The sequence below is a fragment of the Mesorhizobium sp. M5C.F.Ca.IN.020.32.2.1 genome, assembly GCF_004023105.1.
GTDB lineage: Bacteria > Pseudomonadota > Alphaproteobacteria > Rhizobiales > Rhizobiaceae > Mesorhizobium > Mesorhizobium wenxiniae.
This window is the reverse complement of the sequence record NZ_RZSX01000026.1, coordinates 1-16,683: the sequence shown is the minus strand read 5'-3', so window position 1 is coordinate 16,683 and position 16,683 is coordinate 1. Positions and strand designations below refer to the sequence as shown.

Genomic DNA, 16,683 nt, shown 5'->3' with positions numbered 1-16,683 from the left:
GTTCATCACCTCGCCTGCCTATGCGGCGTTGGGCAAGGATCTGGCGCGGCACGGCCTGGAATTCTGCAACACCGGCACGCCCACCGGCGTGCTGCGGCCGGACGGCAGCTATGCCATCCTGCGCACCGATCGGCCCGCCAATGTCGCGGCTGCCAATGCGCTTGCCGCAGGCGATGGCGACCGGCACGGCAGCGACGTCGGCGAGATCGAGCGCAATGCCGGCCTGCTGTTCGGGCTGCTCGGCGGCAGCCTGTGGTCTTACCCCACGACCAGGCTGCTGGCGGGCGAAGCCTGGCGGCGCGGCCCGCGCGGCCTTGCCGCCTTTCTCGGCGATGCGCTGGTGCCGGCGCGCGGCTGGCTGGAGAACACTTACCAGTCGGAGATCACCCGGGCGCTGTGGGCGCCCTGGGTGCTGCATGCCGGCCTTGGGCCTGAAGACGCGTTCTCCGGCCAGATCGCCAGGGTTATCGCCTTTGCGCTGGAAGCTGCCGGCGCGCCGATCGTCAAGGGCGGCGCTGGGAATCTGCTGTCCGCCTTCGAAGCGCTGATCAAGGAGCGCGGCGGCGTGATCCGGACTGAAGGGGACGTTGCCTCCATTATCCAGAGCGGAGGCCGAGCCACCGGCGTACGGCTGGCTTCGGGCGATACGGTCACCGCGAAGAAGAGCGTGATCTGCTCGGTCACGCCGACCCATCTCTACGGGCGGCTGCTCGGCGACGCGGCTCCGAAAGCCGACCTCGAGGCGGCGCAGAAATACCGCTACGGCAAGGGCAATTTCCAAATACACTATGCCCTGGACAAGCCGCCCGCATGGCGCGGCGAGGGCCTGGCAAAGGTCGCGCTACTGCATCTGACACCGGGGCTCGACGGCGTGTCGAAAGCCTGCAACGAGGCCACGCGCGGCATGCTGCCGGAGGTGCCGACCATCTGCGTCGGCCAGCCGCATGCGCTCGATCCTTCGCGCTGTCCGGAAGGCAAGGCGATCCTGTGGCTGCAACTGCCCGAGGCGCCACGCCATATCAAGGGCGATGCCGCCGGCAAACTGCAGACACCGGCCGACGGCCGCTGGACCGACGCGCTGCGCGAGGCCTACGCGGACCGTGCCGAAGCGATCCTCGCCAGCCATATCGACGGGTTCAAGGACAGCGTCATTGCACGCCGCGCCTATTCGCCGGCCGATCTGGAAGCGATCAACGTCAATCTGGTCGGCGGCGATCCCTATGGCGGCTCATCGACCATCGACCAGTCGTTCTTATGGCGGCCGTTCAAGACGAGCCGCAATCACGACACCGGGATCAAGGGCCTCTACCACATCGGAGCCTCGACCCATCCCGGCGCCGGGCTTGGCGGCGGTTCCGGCTTTCTGCTGGCGGGGAGGCTGTGATGGAACAGAAGGTTGAAAAGCGCCAGCGCATCTCGACACTGGGCCAGATCGGACTGCAGCAATTCGCGCCCTATCTGATGAACCGCATCATGGGCCGCTACAACGCCACCTTGCGCGACGATTTTCGCAAGCAGGGCCTGACCATCCCGCAGGTGCGCACACTCGCCGTGCTGTCGGTGGCCGACGGCGTCACCGTCAACGATCTCTCGGTCTACACGGTCATCGAACAATCCACGTTGAGCCGGACGCTCGACACGCTGGAAGGGCAAGGATTTGTGCGGCGGGAGCAGGGAGTCACCGACAGCCGCATCCGCCATGTATTCCTGACCGACGACGGCCGCGCCGAGTTCGGCCGCGCCTGGCCGGCCATGCATGATGCGTTCGAGGCGATGTTCGATAACATCGATGATGTTGAATATGCCGCCCTGATCGCGACGCTGCAGAAGATGCTGAAGAACATTCGCAAGCACGACATCTAGACGTACGCCGCCGCCGGATATCGGCGGCAACGGAAGGAGGCTGACATGGCTGAACGGTCTTTTGCCAAGGAAGTCGAAAAGCTCAGGCTCGGCGCCGGCGAAGAGTTTTCCGGCGAGGGCATTCTCGCCATCACCAAGGCGCTGCTGCAATGCGGCGTCGGCTATGTCGGCGGCTATCAGGGCGCGCCGATCAGCCATCTGATGGATGTGCTGGCCGATGCGCAGGATATTCTGGGCGAGCTCGGCGTGCATTTCGAGGCCAGCGCCTCGGAAGCCACCGCCACCGCCATGCTGGCCGCATCTGTGCATTATCCGATCCGCGGTGCGGCGACCTTCAAGTCGACAGTCGGCACCAATGTCGCGTCGGACGCGCTCGCCAATCTCGCCTCGGGCGGCGTCACCGGCGGCGCGCTGATCATCGTCGGCGAGGACTATGGCGAAGGCTCTTCGATCATGCAGGAGCGCAGCCACGCCTTCGCCATGAAGAGCCAGGTCTGGCTGCTCGACCCGCGGCCGAACCTGCCCTCGATCGTCAAGGCGGTGGAGGACGGCTTCGAGCTTTCCGAGGTTTCCAACACGCCTGTCATGCTGCAGGTCCGCATCCGCTGCTGCCATGTCCATGGCCGTTTCATCGCCAAGGACAACAAGCGGCCGACCATGACGGTGGCCGATGCGCTCGACGCGCCGCGCCGCGACACCGGCCGCATCGTGCTGCCGCCCGCCTCTTTCCTGCACGAGAAGGAAAAGGTGCAGAAACGCTGGCCGGCGGCGGTGGATTTCATCCGCAAAAACAAGATCAACGAGTTCTTCGGTCCGGAGCACGGCTCGGTCGGCATCGTCATGCAGGGCGGTATGTACAATTCGGTCGTCCGGGCGCTGCAGCGGCTAAGCCTTGCCGACACCTATGGTGTGACAGACGTGCCGCTCTACGTGCTGAATGCCGTCTATCCCTTGATCGACGACGAGTTCCTGTCCTTCTGCGAGGGTAAGGACGCTGTGCTCGTCGTCGAGGAAGGCCAGCCCAATTATATCGAGCAGGCTTTCGCATCGATGCTGCACAAGGCCGGGCGTGGCACGAAACTCGTCGGCAAGGAGCACCTGCCGATGGCTGGCGAATACACCGGCCAGGTCATGCTCGACGGCATCGGATCGTTCCTGCGCGCCACCATCCCCCACCTGCTGCCGGGCGAAGTCCGCGCGCCGAACAAGATCGGCGACGGGCTGGATACCGCCGACCTTATCAACGTCGTTCCGGGCCGTCCGCCCGGCTTCTGCGTCGGCTGTCCGGAACGGCCGATCTTCGCCGCCACCAAGCTGGTCGAGCAGGAGCTGGGCAAGCACCACATCGCCTCCGACATCGGCTGCCATCTGTTTTCGATCATGCCGCCTTTCGAGCTTGGCGCTACTACCATGGGCTACGGGCTGGGGCCGGCCTCGGCCTCAGCGTTCAATTCGCCCGATGCTAAGCGCCGGTCGATCTCCTTCGTCGGCGACGGCGGCTTCTGGCACAACGGCCTGACCTCGTCGATCGGCAACGCCGTGTTCAACAAGAACGACGGCGTCATCGTCATCGTCGACAATTTCTATTCGGCGGCGACGGGAGGGCAGGACATTCTTTCATCCCGCGCCGGCAACAAGTCCAAATCGACCAAGCATCCGATCACCGAGGCGGTGAAGGGCATGGGTGTCAAATGGCTGCGCCACATCGACCGCACCTATGACGTGACCAAGATGCAGGACACGCTGCGCGAGGCGCTGACGACGGACGAGAAGGGCCCAAAAGTCATCGTCGCCTCGTCCGAATGCATGCTGAACCGGCAGCGCCGCGAAAAGCCGCTGGTCGACAGGGCGATCAAGGGCGGGAAAAGGATCGTCAAGCCGAAATTCGGCGTCGACGAGGACATCTGCACCGGCGACCATGCCTGCATGCGGCTTTCCGGCTGCCCGTCGCTGTCGGTGAAGTCGCTGGACGATCCGCTGCGCGACGATCCGGTGGCGCATATCGACCAGAGCTGCGTCGGCTGCGGCAATTGCGGCGAGGTTGCCGATGCGGCGGTGCTGTGCCCGTCCTTCTACCGCGCCGACGTGGTGCACAATCCCAGCCGCTGGGACCGTTTCCTCGAAGCCGCGCGTCGCGCCACGATCAGCCTCTTGCAGCGGCGCCGTGAAAGCCGGCGCCTCACATTCGCCGATGCTTGACGCCGTTCCCTCATCGCGCTCGAACGCCGGTGCTCCCGAAGGCGAGCGCGTCATCAAGCTTGCCGTGCTGGCGGTCGGCGGCCAGGGCGGCGGCGTGCTCGCCGACTGGATCACCGACGTCGCCGAACGCAATGGCTATGTCGCGCAATCGACCTCGGTCGCCGGCGTCGCCCAGCGCACCGGCGCCACGATCTACTATGTCGAAATGTGCCGCGACACCGGTCGCCTGCCGGTCTTTGCGCTGTCGCCCTCGCAGGGCGACGTCGACATCTTGATCGCCGCCGAACTGATGGAAGCCGGCCGCGCCATCATTCGCGGCTTCGTCACGCCGGAGCGCACGACGCTGATTGCCTCGTCGCATCGCATCGCCGCGGTCTCGGAAAAGATCGAGCCCGGCGATGGCCGCGCCTCGTCCTCAAAGGTGCATGCCACGGCTGAAACGGCGGCCAAGCGCTTCATCGCCTTCGACATGGAGAAGATCGCCGCCGACAACGGCTCGATGATCTCGGCCAGCCTGCTCGGCGCGCTGGCCGGCTCCGATGCCTTGCCGTTCACACGCGAGAGCTATGAACAGGCGATCGGTGCCGGCGGCCGCGGCGTGAAGGCCAGCCTCGCCGCCTTCGGCGCGTCCTTTGATCGCGCCCGCGACATCACGAACACGCCACCTCTGGGCGACAAGATCGCAGAGCCGAAAGCTGCTGAAACCGGCTCGGGCGCGGCGGCAAAGGTGAGCGGCCCGGAAAGCCTGTTGAAGGGCTGGCAGGACCTTGCGGCGCGCGTCGACGCGCTGCCGCTTTCCCTGCGCGACATGGCGTTTCGCGGTCTGAAAAAAGTCGTCGACTATCAGGACATCGCCTATGGCGGCGAGTATCTCGACCGGCTCGACCGGGCCGTCGCTCTGGACAGTGCCGAGCATGACTACGCGCTGTCGATATCAGCGGCAAAGCATTTGGCCAACGCCATGTGCTACGACGACATGATCCGCGTCGCCGACCTGAAGACGCGTTCGACGCGCGACAAGCGGGTGCGCCGCGAGGTCGGTGTCAAGGAGGGAACGATCCTCCAGGTGACCGAATATTTCCATCCGCGCATCGAGGAATTCTGCGGCACGCTGCCGTCCGGCCTCGGCAGTTACATCGAGGCGCGGCCGAGGCTTGCCGCCTTCCTTGACCGCCGCATCAACCATGGCCGCCGCATCCGCACCGACAGTTTCGCCGGCTTCGTCGCGCTGTGGTTCATCGGCGGCCTGCGTCGCTGGCGCCGTCGCCTGCTGCGCCACAAGGTCGAGACCGCACATCTCGAGCGCTGGTATGCGCTGGCGCTCGGCCATGTCAGGGAGGACTACGCACTCTCCGTCGAAATCCTCAACTGTCGCCGCCTGATCAAGGGCTACAGCGACACCCATGCCCGCGCCCAGTCGAAATTCGACGGCGTGCTGTCGGCACTCGATCTGCTCAAGGGCCGCGCCGACGCCGCCGACTGGATCCGCCGCTTGCGCGAAGCCGCGTTGAAGGACGAGAAGGGCGAGATGCTCGACGGCGCGCTGAAAACTGTGGCGTCGTTGGGCTCGGATCTGGAAAATTGAAACGCCCCGGATCGGCACCGAACCACTCAGGGATCCGGGCAACCATTCAGCGTCCAGTCATGTCGACCAGGCTGCCTATCCTTCCGATCACCGACGCTATATCCATTCGCTGAAGCGCGTGCCTGCCTCAAGGAATGCATGTCTGATTTGCAATTCCACGACGTGTTTCTTTCTTCTCTCAGAATTCCGCATTTTGAGAGAGTGGAATTCCACATATGCGGCATAAAGATCGCGATGGACTCCGGACCTGATCAAGTCATCAAGGATCTCGTACTCTGCCCCTTCTACATCGAGTTTGAGAACGACCACGTCGTACAGCTCATGCTTCGCTCGGATCATCTGTGACAGCGAAAACGTTTCGACAAGGTCCGGGGCAAATCGCAGCGATTGATACAAGCTTTCGTTGTGGTCAGGGACGATCGAGCAACTTTGGTGGGTGGGCTCCGACCGGCCCGGAGGGGGACCAAATAATTCGGCGTAGCCATCTTTCACGCTTGCCGCCTTGCCGATGATCTCCATAGTGGCCTTTCCTGAGCGCAAAGTATAAAGGTGCGCCAGGCAATTCTTGTTGGGCTCGACTAGAACGAAGTCGTAGCGGTCGGGTGTGTAGTACCGAGAAAAGTATTTGTATCCCTGACCGATGTTCGAACCACAATCGATAAACAATCCGCGACTTCGCCTAGCTGCCTTGAGCTTGGACAATGCCTGCCTTGCGTCCGTCGCAACGCGACGACGGAGCCATCGCGACCTAAACGGTTCGCTCAGCGACAAGGCCGACAGTTGGAGGAACCGCCCAAGCCCCTCGGTTCTCAAGACGTCTTTTGCTTTCTGGGTCTTTTTAGTGAGCTTTGTTGCCAACTGGGCCGTCGGCCCCGTTGCGGCAATGAACATCCTCGGCCTCCTGCCCCGCCCCCGGTGGACCGTTCCGTTCCGATAAGGGCTTGAACCTCGCACGGAGCTTCCGATCCGCAGCGCCATTGGAAAACGAACACGGCAAAGTACGCTTAAATCTGGGCCTGTCTTCGTCCATTCGAGGGATGCCCTTTCTGGACGATCACGTTGACACACGGAGCGGTTCCGGGGGTTGACCGCACGCATCAGCGTTGTGGCGAGGTCCAGAAAGGAGATGACGGCGCCGCATCAATGAAGAGTGGCTTGATAGGGCCGGCCAGACGTAAGGTGGACGAACCAGCAAAGAGGAAGAAGCCTGACACGAATGGCGCCATTTGTGCCTCGGAACGCGTCTTGATGGAAAGGCTTTGCGCTTGCGGGCAGTGCACCTAAGCCTATGAAACAACTGGTGCCGCTTGCGTGACTCGAACACCTGACCCCATCATTACGAATGATGTGCTCTACCAACGGAGCTAAAGCGCCCGGGAAGCCAAATCTTCCAAGATGCGCTGGTGATAGACGCAACGCTACGGAATGCAGTGCTTCTCGATGTCGCGCGCGGTGAACTCTGCTGCGCGTCGCCACGCTTCGTCGGTATCCCCGCGGTAGGTCAGGTATCGATCGCAGACAGGTTTGTTGTCGTTCAAATCCAGCACTGCGAACTTCACCCAGCCAACCAGCGTGCTCATCTTGTGCACCTGACCGATCAGGAGATATTTCGCGCTGGCTGTTCTTGCCCGCTTGGAGAGATCGACAAGGCCGGGGTCCTTAATGGTGCACTGTTCTGCCTGACAGGGTAGTGCGACGAGGTCGATCTTCTGGTTGCCCGAAAGACCATCCTGCAACGCAACGCCAAATGCCTTCAGTCGCGCCTCGTGTTCGGCGGTCTGGTCCCTGACTTCGCCGGATGTATCCTTGAACTCGAAATCCGCGACGGCGAGGATTGTGGGCTCGGCATCGGCAAAGGCGGCCGACGCAAGCACGCCAGCGCCGATCAGCGCCAGGAAAAATCGACCGCACTCAAAAAGTCGAAATCGAACCTCTGCGCATTGCACCTTGAGCATCTCGTTCTCCGAGGTTGGGACGATAGTCATCCCTTTGGCGGTGCCGATTGTCTCGTCGCGTTGTTTGGAAGAGGCGGAAAGCAAGCGCAAGGCTATCCAGTTACGTCGCAACGTCAACTTTCCGCCCGTTACTGGGTGGACTCCACCTTGGCGACAACGAGCTTGCCTTGGGCGCGCGATATTTCGAGTGCCTGGCCGGCCCCTGCCAACTCGCCCGGGACCGAGATCACGAACGCCTGGCCCTCGGTGAGGGTCGCGACGAAGCGTACTGGCAAACTTTCTTCGCCCGCCGCCATCGTGGTGACCACCCGGTAGCCGTCAGCCGCCTCCGTGTAGTAGACGACGCCGTGAAAGTTGCCGAGATCGACGCTCCCACCCTGACGGGCCGTGAGTTCGCCGGCAGAAGCGGAACCTGCCACAACGCAAAGCGCTGCAAGAGCTGTGTATCTGAACATCGTTTTCTCCTCTATTTATGATTTGCCGTTCGGCTGGATGGTCGCCTTCGGCTGCATCCAATAAAATCACGCTGCGAGCTGATCTTCGCGGGCAGCCGCGATCATCACATTCGCGAGCAATCCGTAGGCTGCCTCCCAAGCGTCGCGGACAGCCGGTGTAAAAGCCGGACCGAGGCCGACTGCCAGCGTCTCGATGAGCGCTTGCCCGACGATCGGGTAATGACGCTCCTCGACCCCGTAGGTCACGTGACGCTTGGCGAGCACGCGCACCGTCGGGAGGATGGTGTCGGCACGGTCCAATCCGTGCACGACGAAGCCCAGGCTCGCCATCAGCTTGGCGCCTTGCTTGGTCATGTCTCTCACCGGAAACAGCGCGCGAAGGTCCGCGTCGATCGCGAACAGGCGGTCATAGAACAGCGCGGCGGCGGCCACGCGAATCGGGACGACCTCGCGAAAACTGTCCTGGACAAGTCTGATCTGGTCGGGTGTCATCGGCGACGCTCCTGCATTCCTGGCTTGGGGTGACCATCGCCCCAAAGCGTTTCGCGTGCATGTCGCCTGCGCGCAGATGTGTTTCAGTTGTGTCTCGATGGTTTTTCAGTTCGCGCTCATTTGGCTTCTTTTCACGTAGATCGTACTGAGGGTGCCACAGGCCCCGTGCTCATCTCGCTCGATCCGGACCTGGTCATAGTTGAAAACCGAGGCGCGCGCGCCAGCTTGGAACTGCATCGGCAGTCGGTCATTATATCGGGGAGCCGGCGGCTCCTCCCCTATATCCCCGTTCGGATGGAGAAATCATGCTGCGGATATTCATTGCTTCGTCTTTTCTTCTTGCCTTCGGTGCGCCCTCGACCACGCTCGCGCAGGACGGCAGCATCGAGAGCGAGACCGGCCGCATTGCGGTCGAGACCTTTGCCGAAGGGCTCGAACATCCCTGGGGCGCGACCTACCTGCCCGACGGCGCAATGCTGGTCACCGAGCGTCCAGGGCGCCTGCGGCTCGTCTCGACCGAGGGGGCCGTTTCCGATCCGATCGACGGTGTGCCGGACGTCCTCGCCACCGGACAAGGCGGTCTGCTGGATGTGGCGCTCGATCCGGACTTTGCCAACAACCGGACGGTTTATCTCTCCTACTCGGAGGAACGCGGCGGCGGCGCGGCCACCTCCGTCGGCCGTGGACGTCTGGATAAGAACGGCAGCGCGCTTTCGAACTTCGAAGTGATCTTCCGGCAGGAACCAGCCGTGTCCAGCCGGCACCACTACGGCTCCCGCCTGGTATTCGCGCCGGACGGCAAGCTCTTCGTCACGCTCGGCGATCGCGGCAAGGCGCAACAGGCGCAGGACGCGAACAATCATCTCGGCACGGTCGTCCGCATCAATCCCGATGGGTCTGTGCCTGACGACAATCCTTTCGTCGGCAAGGACGGCGCCGATGAGATATGGTCCTACGGGCATCGCAATGTGCAAAGCGCAGCGATCCATCCCGAAACCCGCGTGCTCTGGACGGCGGAAATGGGACCGCGCGGCGGCGATGAGCTGAACATTCCGCAAGCGGGCAGGAATCACGGCTGGCCCGCAGTCAGCTGGGGCCGGCATTATTCGGGCGAACGCATCCCCGATCCTTCCACCCGGCCGGAGTTTGCCGACTCCATCCATAGCTGGACGCCGGTCATCTCGCCTTCCGGCATGACCTTCTACACCGGCGACATGTTTGCCGATTGGCGAGGCGACCTCCTGATTGGCGGACTTTCGGCGGAAGGCATCGTTCGTGTCAGGATCGATGGAAAGCAGGTCGCCGGCGAGGAAGTCCTCGCTCTCGGCAGGCGTATCCGAGACGTGGTGCAGGCTCCCGACGGCGCGGTAATGGCGTTGACCGACGAGCCAGCGGGAAGGATATTGCGACTGGCGCCGGCAGCGTCGCAGTGACCCCATGCGGCGCGACAGACGCGATTTTCTGAAACGGTCGGGGTGATCGCGCTGTGACATCCAACGTCTTGGAGGCCCGCTCTATCTAAAGTGATCGAGTTAAGGACGGTCGTCGCGGAATACTTCAGACACGACGTGGGCAACTTTCGTAGAGCAGCGCCAAATTAAAAGCAAAATCGTTACCATCGAAAGCACGGAAACAGAGAATAGCGAAAAGAATCCTAGTACAGCTAGAAAATGGTCCGATGCTATCGTCAGTCTTGTCTCGTCCGAAAACAATTTTTGAATACGGTATTTCCAATCTAATAGAATCAATGTTGAAAAGCAAGATGACGATCGCACACGTAAATACAATTAAGAATATGGCGACGGAAAACGTACGTTCCAACTTGTCACCATAACCGTACAAGATCGGTTTCGCCATGGGTCAGCCCAGATATCCAACTGCATGTTCCGTGTAGTCGAAACAGCCTGCACGCCGAGATAAAATGCCAGAAAGTCCTGCCACCGGCCACGATGTAGACGCCGGTGCCGGCGCGCTAGGTTTTGAAGAGGCCGATCACCGGAACTGGGACCCGGGCGCTCACGGTAGCGACGCCATCGCAGATTAGAGGCGAAGCATTTCACAGAGGCCTGATGAACTCGTTCCTGAAAACTGCCGATTGCTTCTGGCCGCATTGACCGTGCCAACAACGTGACGACGTGCCGGAAACGTCGAACCAAGTGAATGTTCGACCCAAGAGTAAATGGCGCTCACTCAAATTGCGGAAAAAGGTCCAAGGGTTCGGTAACCAGACGCAACGATAGCTCCAATTCGAATAAGCGAAGTTTCTAATTGTTCAGAATCGCCCGGTAGCGTCCGGCCAAAGACAAAAGGCAAGAAGGGTGCATTTTGAGGTATCGGGTGTGAAGGGCAAAGCCATTACAATGATCGGCATCGCCGCGGTGTTCGGCGCGGCCTCGATCTTTGCCGCCGATCTCTGGATTAAGAGCGAAGCAAACGCTCGTGCCGGAGGGATTTCGCTCGCAGTTCCGACACCCGCGCCGCCGGCGATGCAGTTTCAGACGATCGTCGTCGCCAAGACGCCGCTGCGCTTCGGCATGGCGCTAGAGCGGACGCAACTGGCGGAAATTCCGTGGCCGCAGGATTCGCTTCCGCAGGGCGCCTTCACGACGATCAACGAAGCTTTGGCCGAGGGAAGTCGTGTCGTGCTTTCACCCCTCGAGATCAACGAGCCGCTTTTGCTTGCAAAACTGTCAGGTCCCAATGGGCGCGCGACGCTGTCGAACCTGCTTTCGCCAGGCATGCGGGCGGTGACAATCCGCACCGACGAAATAGCCGGCGTCGGCGGCTTCGTTATGCCCGGCGACCATGTCGACGTGGTGCTGACGCGCGACGCCGGCGCCATCACCGAAGTCGCGAAAAATGCCGAAGGCGCGGCCGGTTCGACGCTGACCAGCGAGATCGTGGTCGAGAGCGCCAAGGTGCTGACCGTCGGCCAGGGCGCCGACGAGCGGCAGATCAGTCCGCAGATCGCTAATTCTGTGACCATCGAGGTCAATGCCGAGGGCGCGCAGAAGGTGGCGCTGGCCCGCACGGTGGGCACGCTGTCGCTGTCGCTGCGCGCCTCAAGCGAAGGCGGTGGTTCGACAGACGGTTTGACGACCATCTCTTCATTCGGCGGCTCGGTGGCGGCCGGCGCGTCGGATGCTGCGGGCGCAGTCATCGAGGCAATCGCCGCAGTGGGGCCGGAAGCGCAAAAATTCAAGACCGTGATTGTGACGCGCGGGACCAACCCGCAATCCTATCAGGTTGTTGCGCCGGACAAGTGACACGACACCGGCAGGGGTGCCGGATTTTTGGGGACAGGCAATGTTTGGGTGGATGGGCAATTTGTGTCGGAGCGGCGCGCATGCTGCCGGAATAGCCTTGCTGGCGATCTCGTTTGCGGCGGGACACTTTCTGGTTGGCGTTGGAAACGCTGAGGCCGGCAACGGCGTGGTTTACGTTACCTCGACCAAAAACATGTCGATCAAGCTCGCCAGGGGAAAGCCCAGAACGATCAAGACCGATGTGCCGTTCTACGAGATCGTCATCGGCGATCCAGAGATCGCCAATGTCAATCCGCTGACGGACCGCTCCTTCTACCTGCTCGGCAGTAATCTCGGCACGACGGCCATCGCTCTCTACGACGAAAACAAGCAACTGGTCGGTACGATGGACATCGAGGTGACGCTCGACACCGACCGTTTGGCCAGCACCATCCGCGACAGCGTGCCGGGGGCCAACATAAAGGTTAGCTCGGCGAATGGCCGGCTTGTTCTGTCCGGCTCGGCCGAAGATGCGTTGGCAGTTGATAAGGCGACTCGGATCGCCACCAATTTTTCGGGCGAAGAAACGGTCATCAACTCGGTCAATATTTCCTCCTCGCAGCAGGTTCAGTTGAATGTGCGCTTCGTCGAAATCAACCGGCAGGTGGGACAGGAACTCGGCACCAAAATCGGCGTGACATACATCGGCAGCAATGGCGGCGTCTCGTTCAACTCCACCCCTTCGGTTTCTAAGGCGACTCCCGCGGCACAGCTCATCGGCGGCCTTCTCTCCAACGGCGTGTCAATCGATGTCGCCATCAAGGCTCTGGAAGACCGCGGTGTCGCGCGACGTCTTGCCGAACCGAACCTAATTGCGCGCTCGGGTGAAAAAGCGAGCTTCCTGGCGGGCGGCGAGTTTCCGATCCCAGTCTCGGAAGAGGACGGCAAGATCTCAGTCGAATACAAAAAGTTCGGCGTCAGTCTGGACTTCACACCGACCGTGCTCAGCGACGGCCTGATCGCTCTCGACATCGAGCCGGAGGTCTCCTCGATCGATAGATCGGCTTCCTACAATATCGGCAATATCTCCATCCCGGGTTTCGTGGTGCGGCGCGCGCACACGTCGATCGATCTGAAAAGCGGTCAGAGTTTTATGATGGCGGGCTTGCTGCAAAGCGAGAACGACATGGTTCAGCAGCGCGTTCCAGGTCTGGGCAAGTTGCCGGTGCTCGGCCCGCTGTTCAGTTCCAGAGCGTATCAGCGGCGCGAAACGGACCTGGTCATCATCGTCACGCCGTACCTCGTTAAGCCGATGGACCCATCGAAGAAGCCGCTGACGCCGGCTGACGGCACCTTGCCGGCAAGCAATGTCGATTATTTTCTGGGCAATGTGGAGGAGGTGAAAACCGTCGACGCCGCCCACAATGGCGGGACCGCAACCGCCGCTGCCGCTCCAGCCACAAAAGTCGGCCACTTCCTCGATCTCCCAAAGGAATGAGCATGCGAACGCTTTCAATGATCGGCGCCGTTGCAATGCTCGCCTCTGCCAGCGGTTGTGCAACCGAGGAGACGATGCGTCTCGACGGGCTGACCCAAGGCGCGGGCAATGCGATGGCGGCCAACACCGTGATGCAGATGGTCGATCCGTGGCCTGAGGGCGTCGAACGCACCCGGCTTCGGGTGCCAGCAAACCGCGGCGCCCAGCCTAGCGCGGCCGCGAAAGCGGTCGAGGAAAAAGCATCGCAACCAACGGCCGGTTACTGATCAGGCCACCAAACGCGCGTGCGAGAAGAATGGCAAATCCCGGAAAAACCAAGCGGATCGTGCTTGTTTCCACCGACAAGAGCTTTGTGCAGAAAACGAGGACGGCGTTCGCCTCGTCGGAGGCGGTTGCGCTTGTTACGGTCGAGAAGAACGTCACCGAGTTGCGCGGCGAAATCCAGGAGGCTGATTGCAGCGCGGTGATCGTCGACATGGATGCGGCCAAGCTCAACGAGATCGAGGCGCTGCAGCGCATTACGCGGCGGCTCGAGAGGCGCGCTGCAATCATCGTTGTGACTCAGGAATTCAATGCGTCCGCCGCGCGCATCCTGGTTCAGCTTCAGGTCGCCGATTTTCTGGTCAAGCCGCTGACCACCGCCGATCTTGTTCGCTCCTGCGTTCGCGCGCTTGAGGGACCGGGGCGCGAAGAGAACACCGAGTCGCAAATCTACACGTTCATGCCCGCCGCCGGGGGGGTAGGCACCACCACCCTGACACTGCAAACCGCGTTCCAGCTCCACCATTCGGTAACGCGCGGATCGTCGACCTGCGTAGTCGATCTCAATTTCCAGCAAGGCTCATGCGCCGAATATCTCGACCTCGAGCCACGCTTCGACATCAACGAAATCGAGAATCAGCCGGAACGCCTTGACCGCCAGCTTCTTGACGTGATGCTCTCGAAACATGCGAGCGGTCTCTGCGTGCTGGCTGCGCCTCCGCGGCCAGCGGAGATGCGCACGTTCAACGCCGACGTGGTTGTCCGCATGCTGGACCTCGTCTCCGCCTATTACGACAATGTCGTCATCGACATGCCGCGCACGTGGTTTCCCTGGACGGAGACCGTGCTGCTGGGCTCAAACAAGCTCTACATCGTCGCCGAAATGACCGTGCCGTGCCTGCGCCATACGCAGCGGCTGATCCAGGCCGTTTATGAGACGGTGGGCAAGGAGGTGAAGCCAAACGTCCTCGTCAACCGCTTCGAACAACGCCTGTTCGAAAGCGGCATCAAGCGGGCCGACGTCCAGGCATTCCTCGGCGAGCATTTCGTCGGCGGCATCTCGAACAATTACAAGCTGGTGCGCGAGGCCGTCGATCGCGGCGTTCCGCTGCACGAGATCGACCCCAACGCGAATGTCGTCAACGATCTCAGGCGAATAGTCCTGCCTGATGAGGTCGTGGCGGAATCGCGGAAAAAGCGTTCACTGTTCGGGCTCGGCAAAAGTCTTTTGAGGAGAGCCGGGTGAACAGCCGATTTTCGATGCTCCAGAAACGCGATGCCACGCCGGAAAGCCGGCAGGAGCAGGCGCCAATCCAGCATCGGCCGGTCGTCATCCCGACGACACGCAAGCCGGCCCCGCCGAAACCCGAGGTGGGACCGGCAAAGCCCACGAAGGTCCTCGACGCCAGAATGCGCATTCACCGCATGCTGATCGAAGAGATCAACCTCGTAGCGCTCGAGCGCCTGCCGCGCGACGAGATGCGGCGGCAGGTGCATGATTTCGTCTCCGAGAAGGCGCGCGGCGAACGGCTTGCGGTCAACGTCGCCGAACTCGACGCGCTGGTGGATGACATTGTCGACGAAATGGTCGGCCTCGGCCCGCTCGAGCCGTTGCTGAAAGACCCGACCATCAACGACATCCTGATCAACGGCCATCGCAGTTGCTTCGTCGAGCGGCATGGCAAGCTCGAGCAGGTGCATATTCCGTTCAAGGACGAAGCTCACCTCATACGCATCATCAACAAGATCGTTGCGGCCGTCGGCCGCCGCGTCGATGAATCCCAGCCGATGGTCGACGCGCGCATGCTCGACGGCTCACGCTTCAATGCCGCCATCCGACCGGTCGGTGTCGACGGGCCGCTGGTATCCATCCGCAAATTCTCCAAGAATAAGCTCGGCCTGCATAAGCTCGTTGAATTTGGTGCGGTCACGCAGAACATGGCCGAGGTCCTTGCCGCCGCAGTCCATGCCCGCAAGACGACGATTATTTCCGGCGGCACCGGCACCGGCAAGACGACGATGCTGAACGCGCTGTCGGCCTTCATCCCCGAAGACGAGCGCCTGATCACCATCGAAGACGCGGCCGAACTGCAATTGCAGCAGCCGCATGTGGCGCGCATGGAGACGAGGCCGGCCAATATCGAAGGTCACGGCGAACTCAAGCAGCGCGATCTGGTCAAAAACGCGCTGCGCATGCGGCCGGACCGCGTCATCCTCGGCGAGTGCCGCGGCGAGGAAGCCTTCGACATGCTTCAGGCGATGAACACCGGCCACGAAGGCTCGATGGCGACCATTCATGCCAACACGCCGCGCGACGCGATTTCCCGTCTCGAACAGATGCTCGGCATGACCGGAATGCCGATGACCGTGCAGTCGATCCGCAGCCAGATCGCAAGCGCGCTCGATATCATCGTGCAGCTTACCCGGCTTTCCGACGGCAAGCGCAGGGTCACGAGCGTCGCCGAAGTGACCGGGATGGAAGGCGACGTGATCCAGATGCAGGAGATATTTCGCTTCGTGCGCACCGGCATGGAAGCGGACGGGACGATCCTTGGCCACTTCGAGGCGACCGGCCTGCGCCCACGCTTCCTCGAAGACCTGAAGGCGATGGGCATCGAATTTCCTGGGCGGTATTTCGAGCCTGGCAGACAGCAGGAATAATCAATGCTCGAGGGATTCACCGCCATCTATGTGATTTATGCCGGCGCCGGTCTGACCGGCATCATGATCGCCGAAGCGTTTTACCTGCTTTACGCCGGACACCGGGATCGCCGCATGGCGATCAATCGGCGAATGAAGCTGCAGGAGAAAAACCTCAGCCAAGAGCAGGTGCTGATCCAACTGCGCAAAGAGCGTGGGATGGAAGGCGGTTCTTCGATGCTTTCACTCGACCGGATTCGGGAGCTGCGGATCCAGTCCGGCATGGTCCTACCGCTGCCGAAATTTCTGCTGATCACGTCGGGTCTGGCGCTTGGCATCTGCCTGTTTGCCGTTTCCTACGGCCTGCCGCTGATCATTGCACTGGCAGTGCTTCCCGTCATGTGTTTGGTCTTTCCGATCATGACCCTGCGGTTCCTGCGCAAGCGGCGGCACAAGATGTTCGGAATGCAGCTTCCAGAAGCCCTGGAAC

The 16,683-nt window shown here is 61.7% G+C and carries 14 protein-coding genes, 1 tRNA gene and 1 pseudogene; 11 read left to right on the top strand and 5 right to left on the bottom strand.

Features of this window, described 5'->3' with window-relative positions:
• The 4 genes from EOA86_RS02460 to EOA86_RS02445 all read left to right on the top strand — a co-directional run.
• A partial coding sequence (locus EOA86_RS02460) for an NAD(P)/FAD-dependent oxidoreductase (RefSeq protein WP_164891530.1) occupies positions 1 to 1,384 on the top strand: 1,384 nt, incomplete at its 5' end.
• Positions 1,384 to 1,863 (top strand): MarR family transcriptional regulator, encoded by a 480-nt coding sequence (locus EOA86_RS02455; protein WP_128340613.1) that lies wholly within the window; start codon positions 1,384 to 1,386, stop codon positions 1,861 to 1,863. The genes EOA86_RS02460 and EOA86_RS02455, both read left to right, overlap by 1 nt.
• Positions 1,864 to 1,908: 45 nt before the next feature.
• Positions 1,909 to 4,062, top strand: a complete 2,154-nt coding sequence (locus EOA86_RS02450) for an indolepyruvate ferredoxin oxidoreductase subunit alpha (RefSeq protein ID WP_128340612.1) — start codon at positions 1,909 to 1,911, stop codon at positions 4,060 to 4,062.
• Positions 4,055 to 5,647 carry an indolepyruvate oxidoreductase subunit beta family protein gene (locus EOA86_RS02445; RefSeq protein WP_128340611.1) on the top strand — a complete coding sequence of 531 codons (1,593 nt, stop codon included), beginning with the start codon at positions 4,055 to 4,057 and terminating at the stop codon, positions 5,645 to 5,647. Before EOA86_RS02450 ends, EOA86_RS02445 begins: the two co-directional genes overlap by 8 nt.
• Before the next feature lie 96 nt (positions 5,648 to 5,743).
• On the opposite strand, the gene EOA86_RS02440 is transcribed toward EOA86_RS02445, so the two are convergent.
• The 5 genes from EOA86_RS02440 to EOA86_RS02420 form a co-directional block, all read right to left on the bottom strand.
• A complete protein-coding gene (locus EOA86_RS02440; RefSeq protein WP_128340610.1) occupies positions 5,744 to 6,538 on the bottom strand; it encodes an FkbM family methyltransferase in 795 nt (264 codons plus the stop codon).
• 407 nt (positions 6,539 to 6,945) lie between these two features.
• A tRNA-Thr gene (locus tag EOA86_RS02435) sits at positions 6,946 to 7,021 on the bottom strand.
• Between the two features lie 44 nt (positions 7,022 to 7,065).
• A complete protein-coding gene (locus tag EOA86_RS02430) occupies positions 7,066 to 7,713 on the bottom strand; it encodes a DUF2380 domain-containing protein (RefSeq protein ID WP_128340609.1) in 648 nt (215 codons plus the stop codon).
• Positions 7,714 to 7,730: 17 nt separating this feature from the next.
• Positions 7,731 to 8,057 carry a hypothetical protein gene (locus tag EOA86_RS02425; protein WP_029357011.1) on the bottom strand — a complete coding sequence of 109 codons (327 nt, stop codon included), beginning with the start codon at positions 8,055 to 8,057 and terminating at the stop codon, positions 7,731 to 7,733.
• Between the two features lie 66 nt (positions 8,058 to 8,123).
• Positions 8,124 to 8,549: a globin family protein gene (locus tag EOA86_RS02420; RefSeq protein WP_029357010.1), complete on the bottom strand. Its 426-nt coding sequence runs from the start codon at positions 8,547 to 8,549 to the stop codon at positions 8,124 to 8,126.
• Positions 8,550 to 8,854: 305 nt separating this feature from the next.
• Here EOA86_RS02420 and EOA86_RS02415 point away from each other — a divergent pair, with 305 nt between their 5' ends.
• The 7 genes and pseudogenes from EOA86_RS02415 to EOA86_RS02385 form a co-directional block, all read left to right on the top strand.
• Entirely contained in the window at positions 8,855 to 9,982 is a 1,128-nt protein-coding gene (locus EOA86_RS02415) for a PQQ-dependent sugar dehydrogenase (RefSeq protein WP_127211879.1), read from the top strand.
• Between the two features lie 906 nt (positions 9,983 to 10,888).
• Positions 10,889 to 11,815, top strand: a complete 927-nt coding sequence (cpaB, locus tag EOA86_RS02410; protein ID WP_245497089.1) for a Flp pilus assembly protein CpaB — start codon at positions 10,889 to 10,891, stop codon at positions 11,813 to 11,815.
• Between the two features lie 40 nt (positions 11,816 to 11,855).
• Entirely contained in the window at positions 11,856 to 13,292 is a 1,437-nt protein-coding gene (locus EOA86_RS02405; RefSeq protein ID WP_245497088.1) for a type II and III secretion system protein family protein, read from the top strand.
• A gap of 17 nt (positions 13,293 to 13,309) precedes the next feature.
• Positions 13,310 to 13,558, top strand: a complete 249-nt coding sequence (locus tag EOA86_RS02400; RefSeq protein WP_240992599.1) for a hypothetical protein — start codon at positions 13,310 to 13,312, stop codon at positions 13,556 to 13,558.
• A gap of 29 nt (positions 13,559 to 13,587) precedes the next feature.
• Entirely contained in the window at positions 13,588 to 14,799 is a 1,212-nt protein-coding gene (locus tag EOA86_RS02395) for a response regulator/pilus assembly protein (protein ID WP_128340608.1), read from the top strand.
• Positions 14,796 to 16,214, top strand: a complete 1,419-nt coding sequence (locus EOA86_RS02390) for a CpaF family protein (protein WP_128340607.1) — start codon at positions 14,796 to 14,798, stop codon at positions 16,212 to 16,214. The genes EOA86_RS02395 and EOA86_RS02390 overlap by 4 nt, the downstream gene beginning before the upstream one ends.
• A 3-nt stretch (positions 16,215 to 16,217) precedes the next feature.
• Positions 16,218 to 16,683, top strand: a pseudogene (locus tag EOA86_RS02385) (type II secretion system protein F); the annotation flags it as partial.

Bases quoted from the DNA above. Each gene is read 5' to 3' on its own strand.
- EOA86_RS02395 (WP_128340608.1), top strand. From the start codon at position 13,588: ATGGCAAATCCCGGAAAAACCAAGCGGATCGTGCTTGTTTCCACCGAC.
- EOA86_RS02425 (WP_029357011.1), bottom strand. From the start codon at position 8,057: ATGTTCAGATACACAGCTCTTGCAGCGCTTTGCGTTGTGGCAGGTTCC.
- EOA86_RS02450 (WP_128340612.1), top strand. From the start codon at position 1,909: ATGGCTGAACGGTCTTTTGCCAAGGAAGTCGAAAAGCTCAGGCTCGGC.
- EOA86_RS02445 (WP_128340611.1), top strand. From the start codon at position 4,055: ATGCTTGACGCCGTTCCCTCATCGCGCTCGAACGCCGGTGCTCCCGAA.
- EOA86_RS02405 (WP_245497088.1), top strand. From the start codon at position 11,856: ATGTTTGGGTGGATGGGCAATTTGTGTCGGAGCGGCGCGCATGCTGCC.
- EOA86_RS02420 (WP_029357010.1), bottom strand. From the start codon at position 8,549: ATGACACCCGACCAGATCAGACTTGTCCAGGACAGTTTTCGCGAGGTC.
- EOA86_RS02440 (WP_128340610.1), bottom strand. From the start codon at position 6,538: ATGTTCATTGCCGCAACGGGGCCGACGGCCCAGTTGGCAACAAAGCTC.
- EOA86_RS02400 (WP_240992599.1), top strand. From the start codon at position 13,310: ATGATCGGCGCCGTTGCAATGCTCGCCTCTGCCAGCGGTTGTGCAACC.
- EOA86_RS02455 (WP_128340613.1), top strand. From the start codon at position 1,384: ATGGAACAGAAGGTTGAAAAGCGCCAGCGCATCTCGACACTGGGCCAG.
- EOA86_RS02415 (WP_127211879.1), top strand. From the start codon at position 8,855: ATGCTGCGGATATTCATTGCTTCGTCTTTTCTTCTTGCCTTCGGTGCG.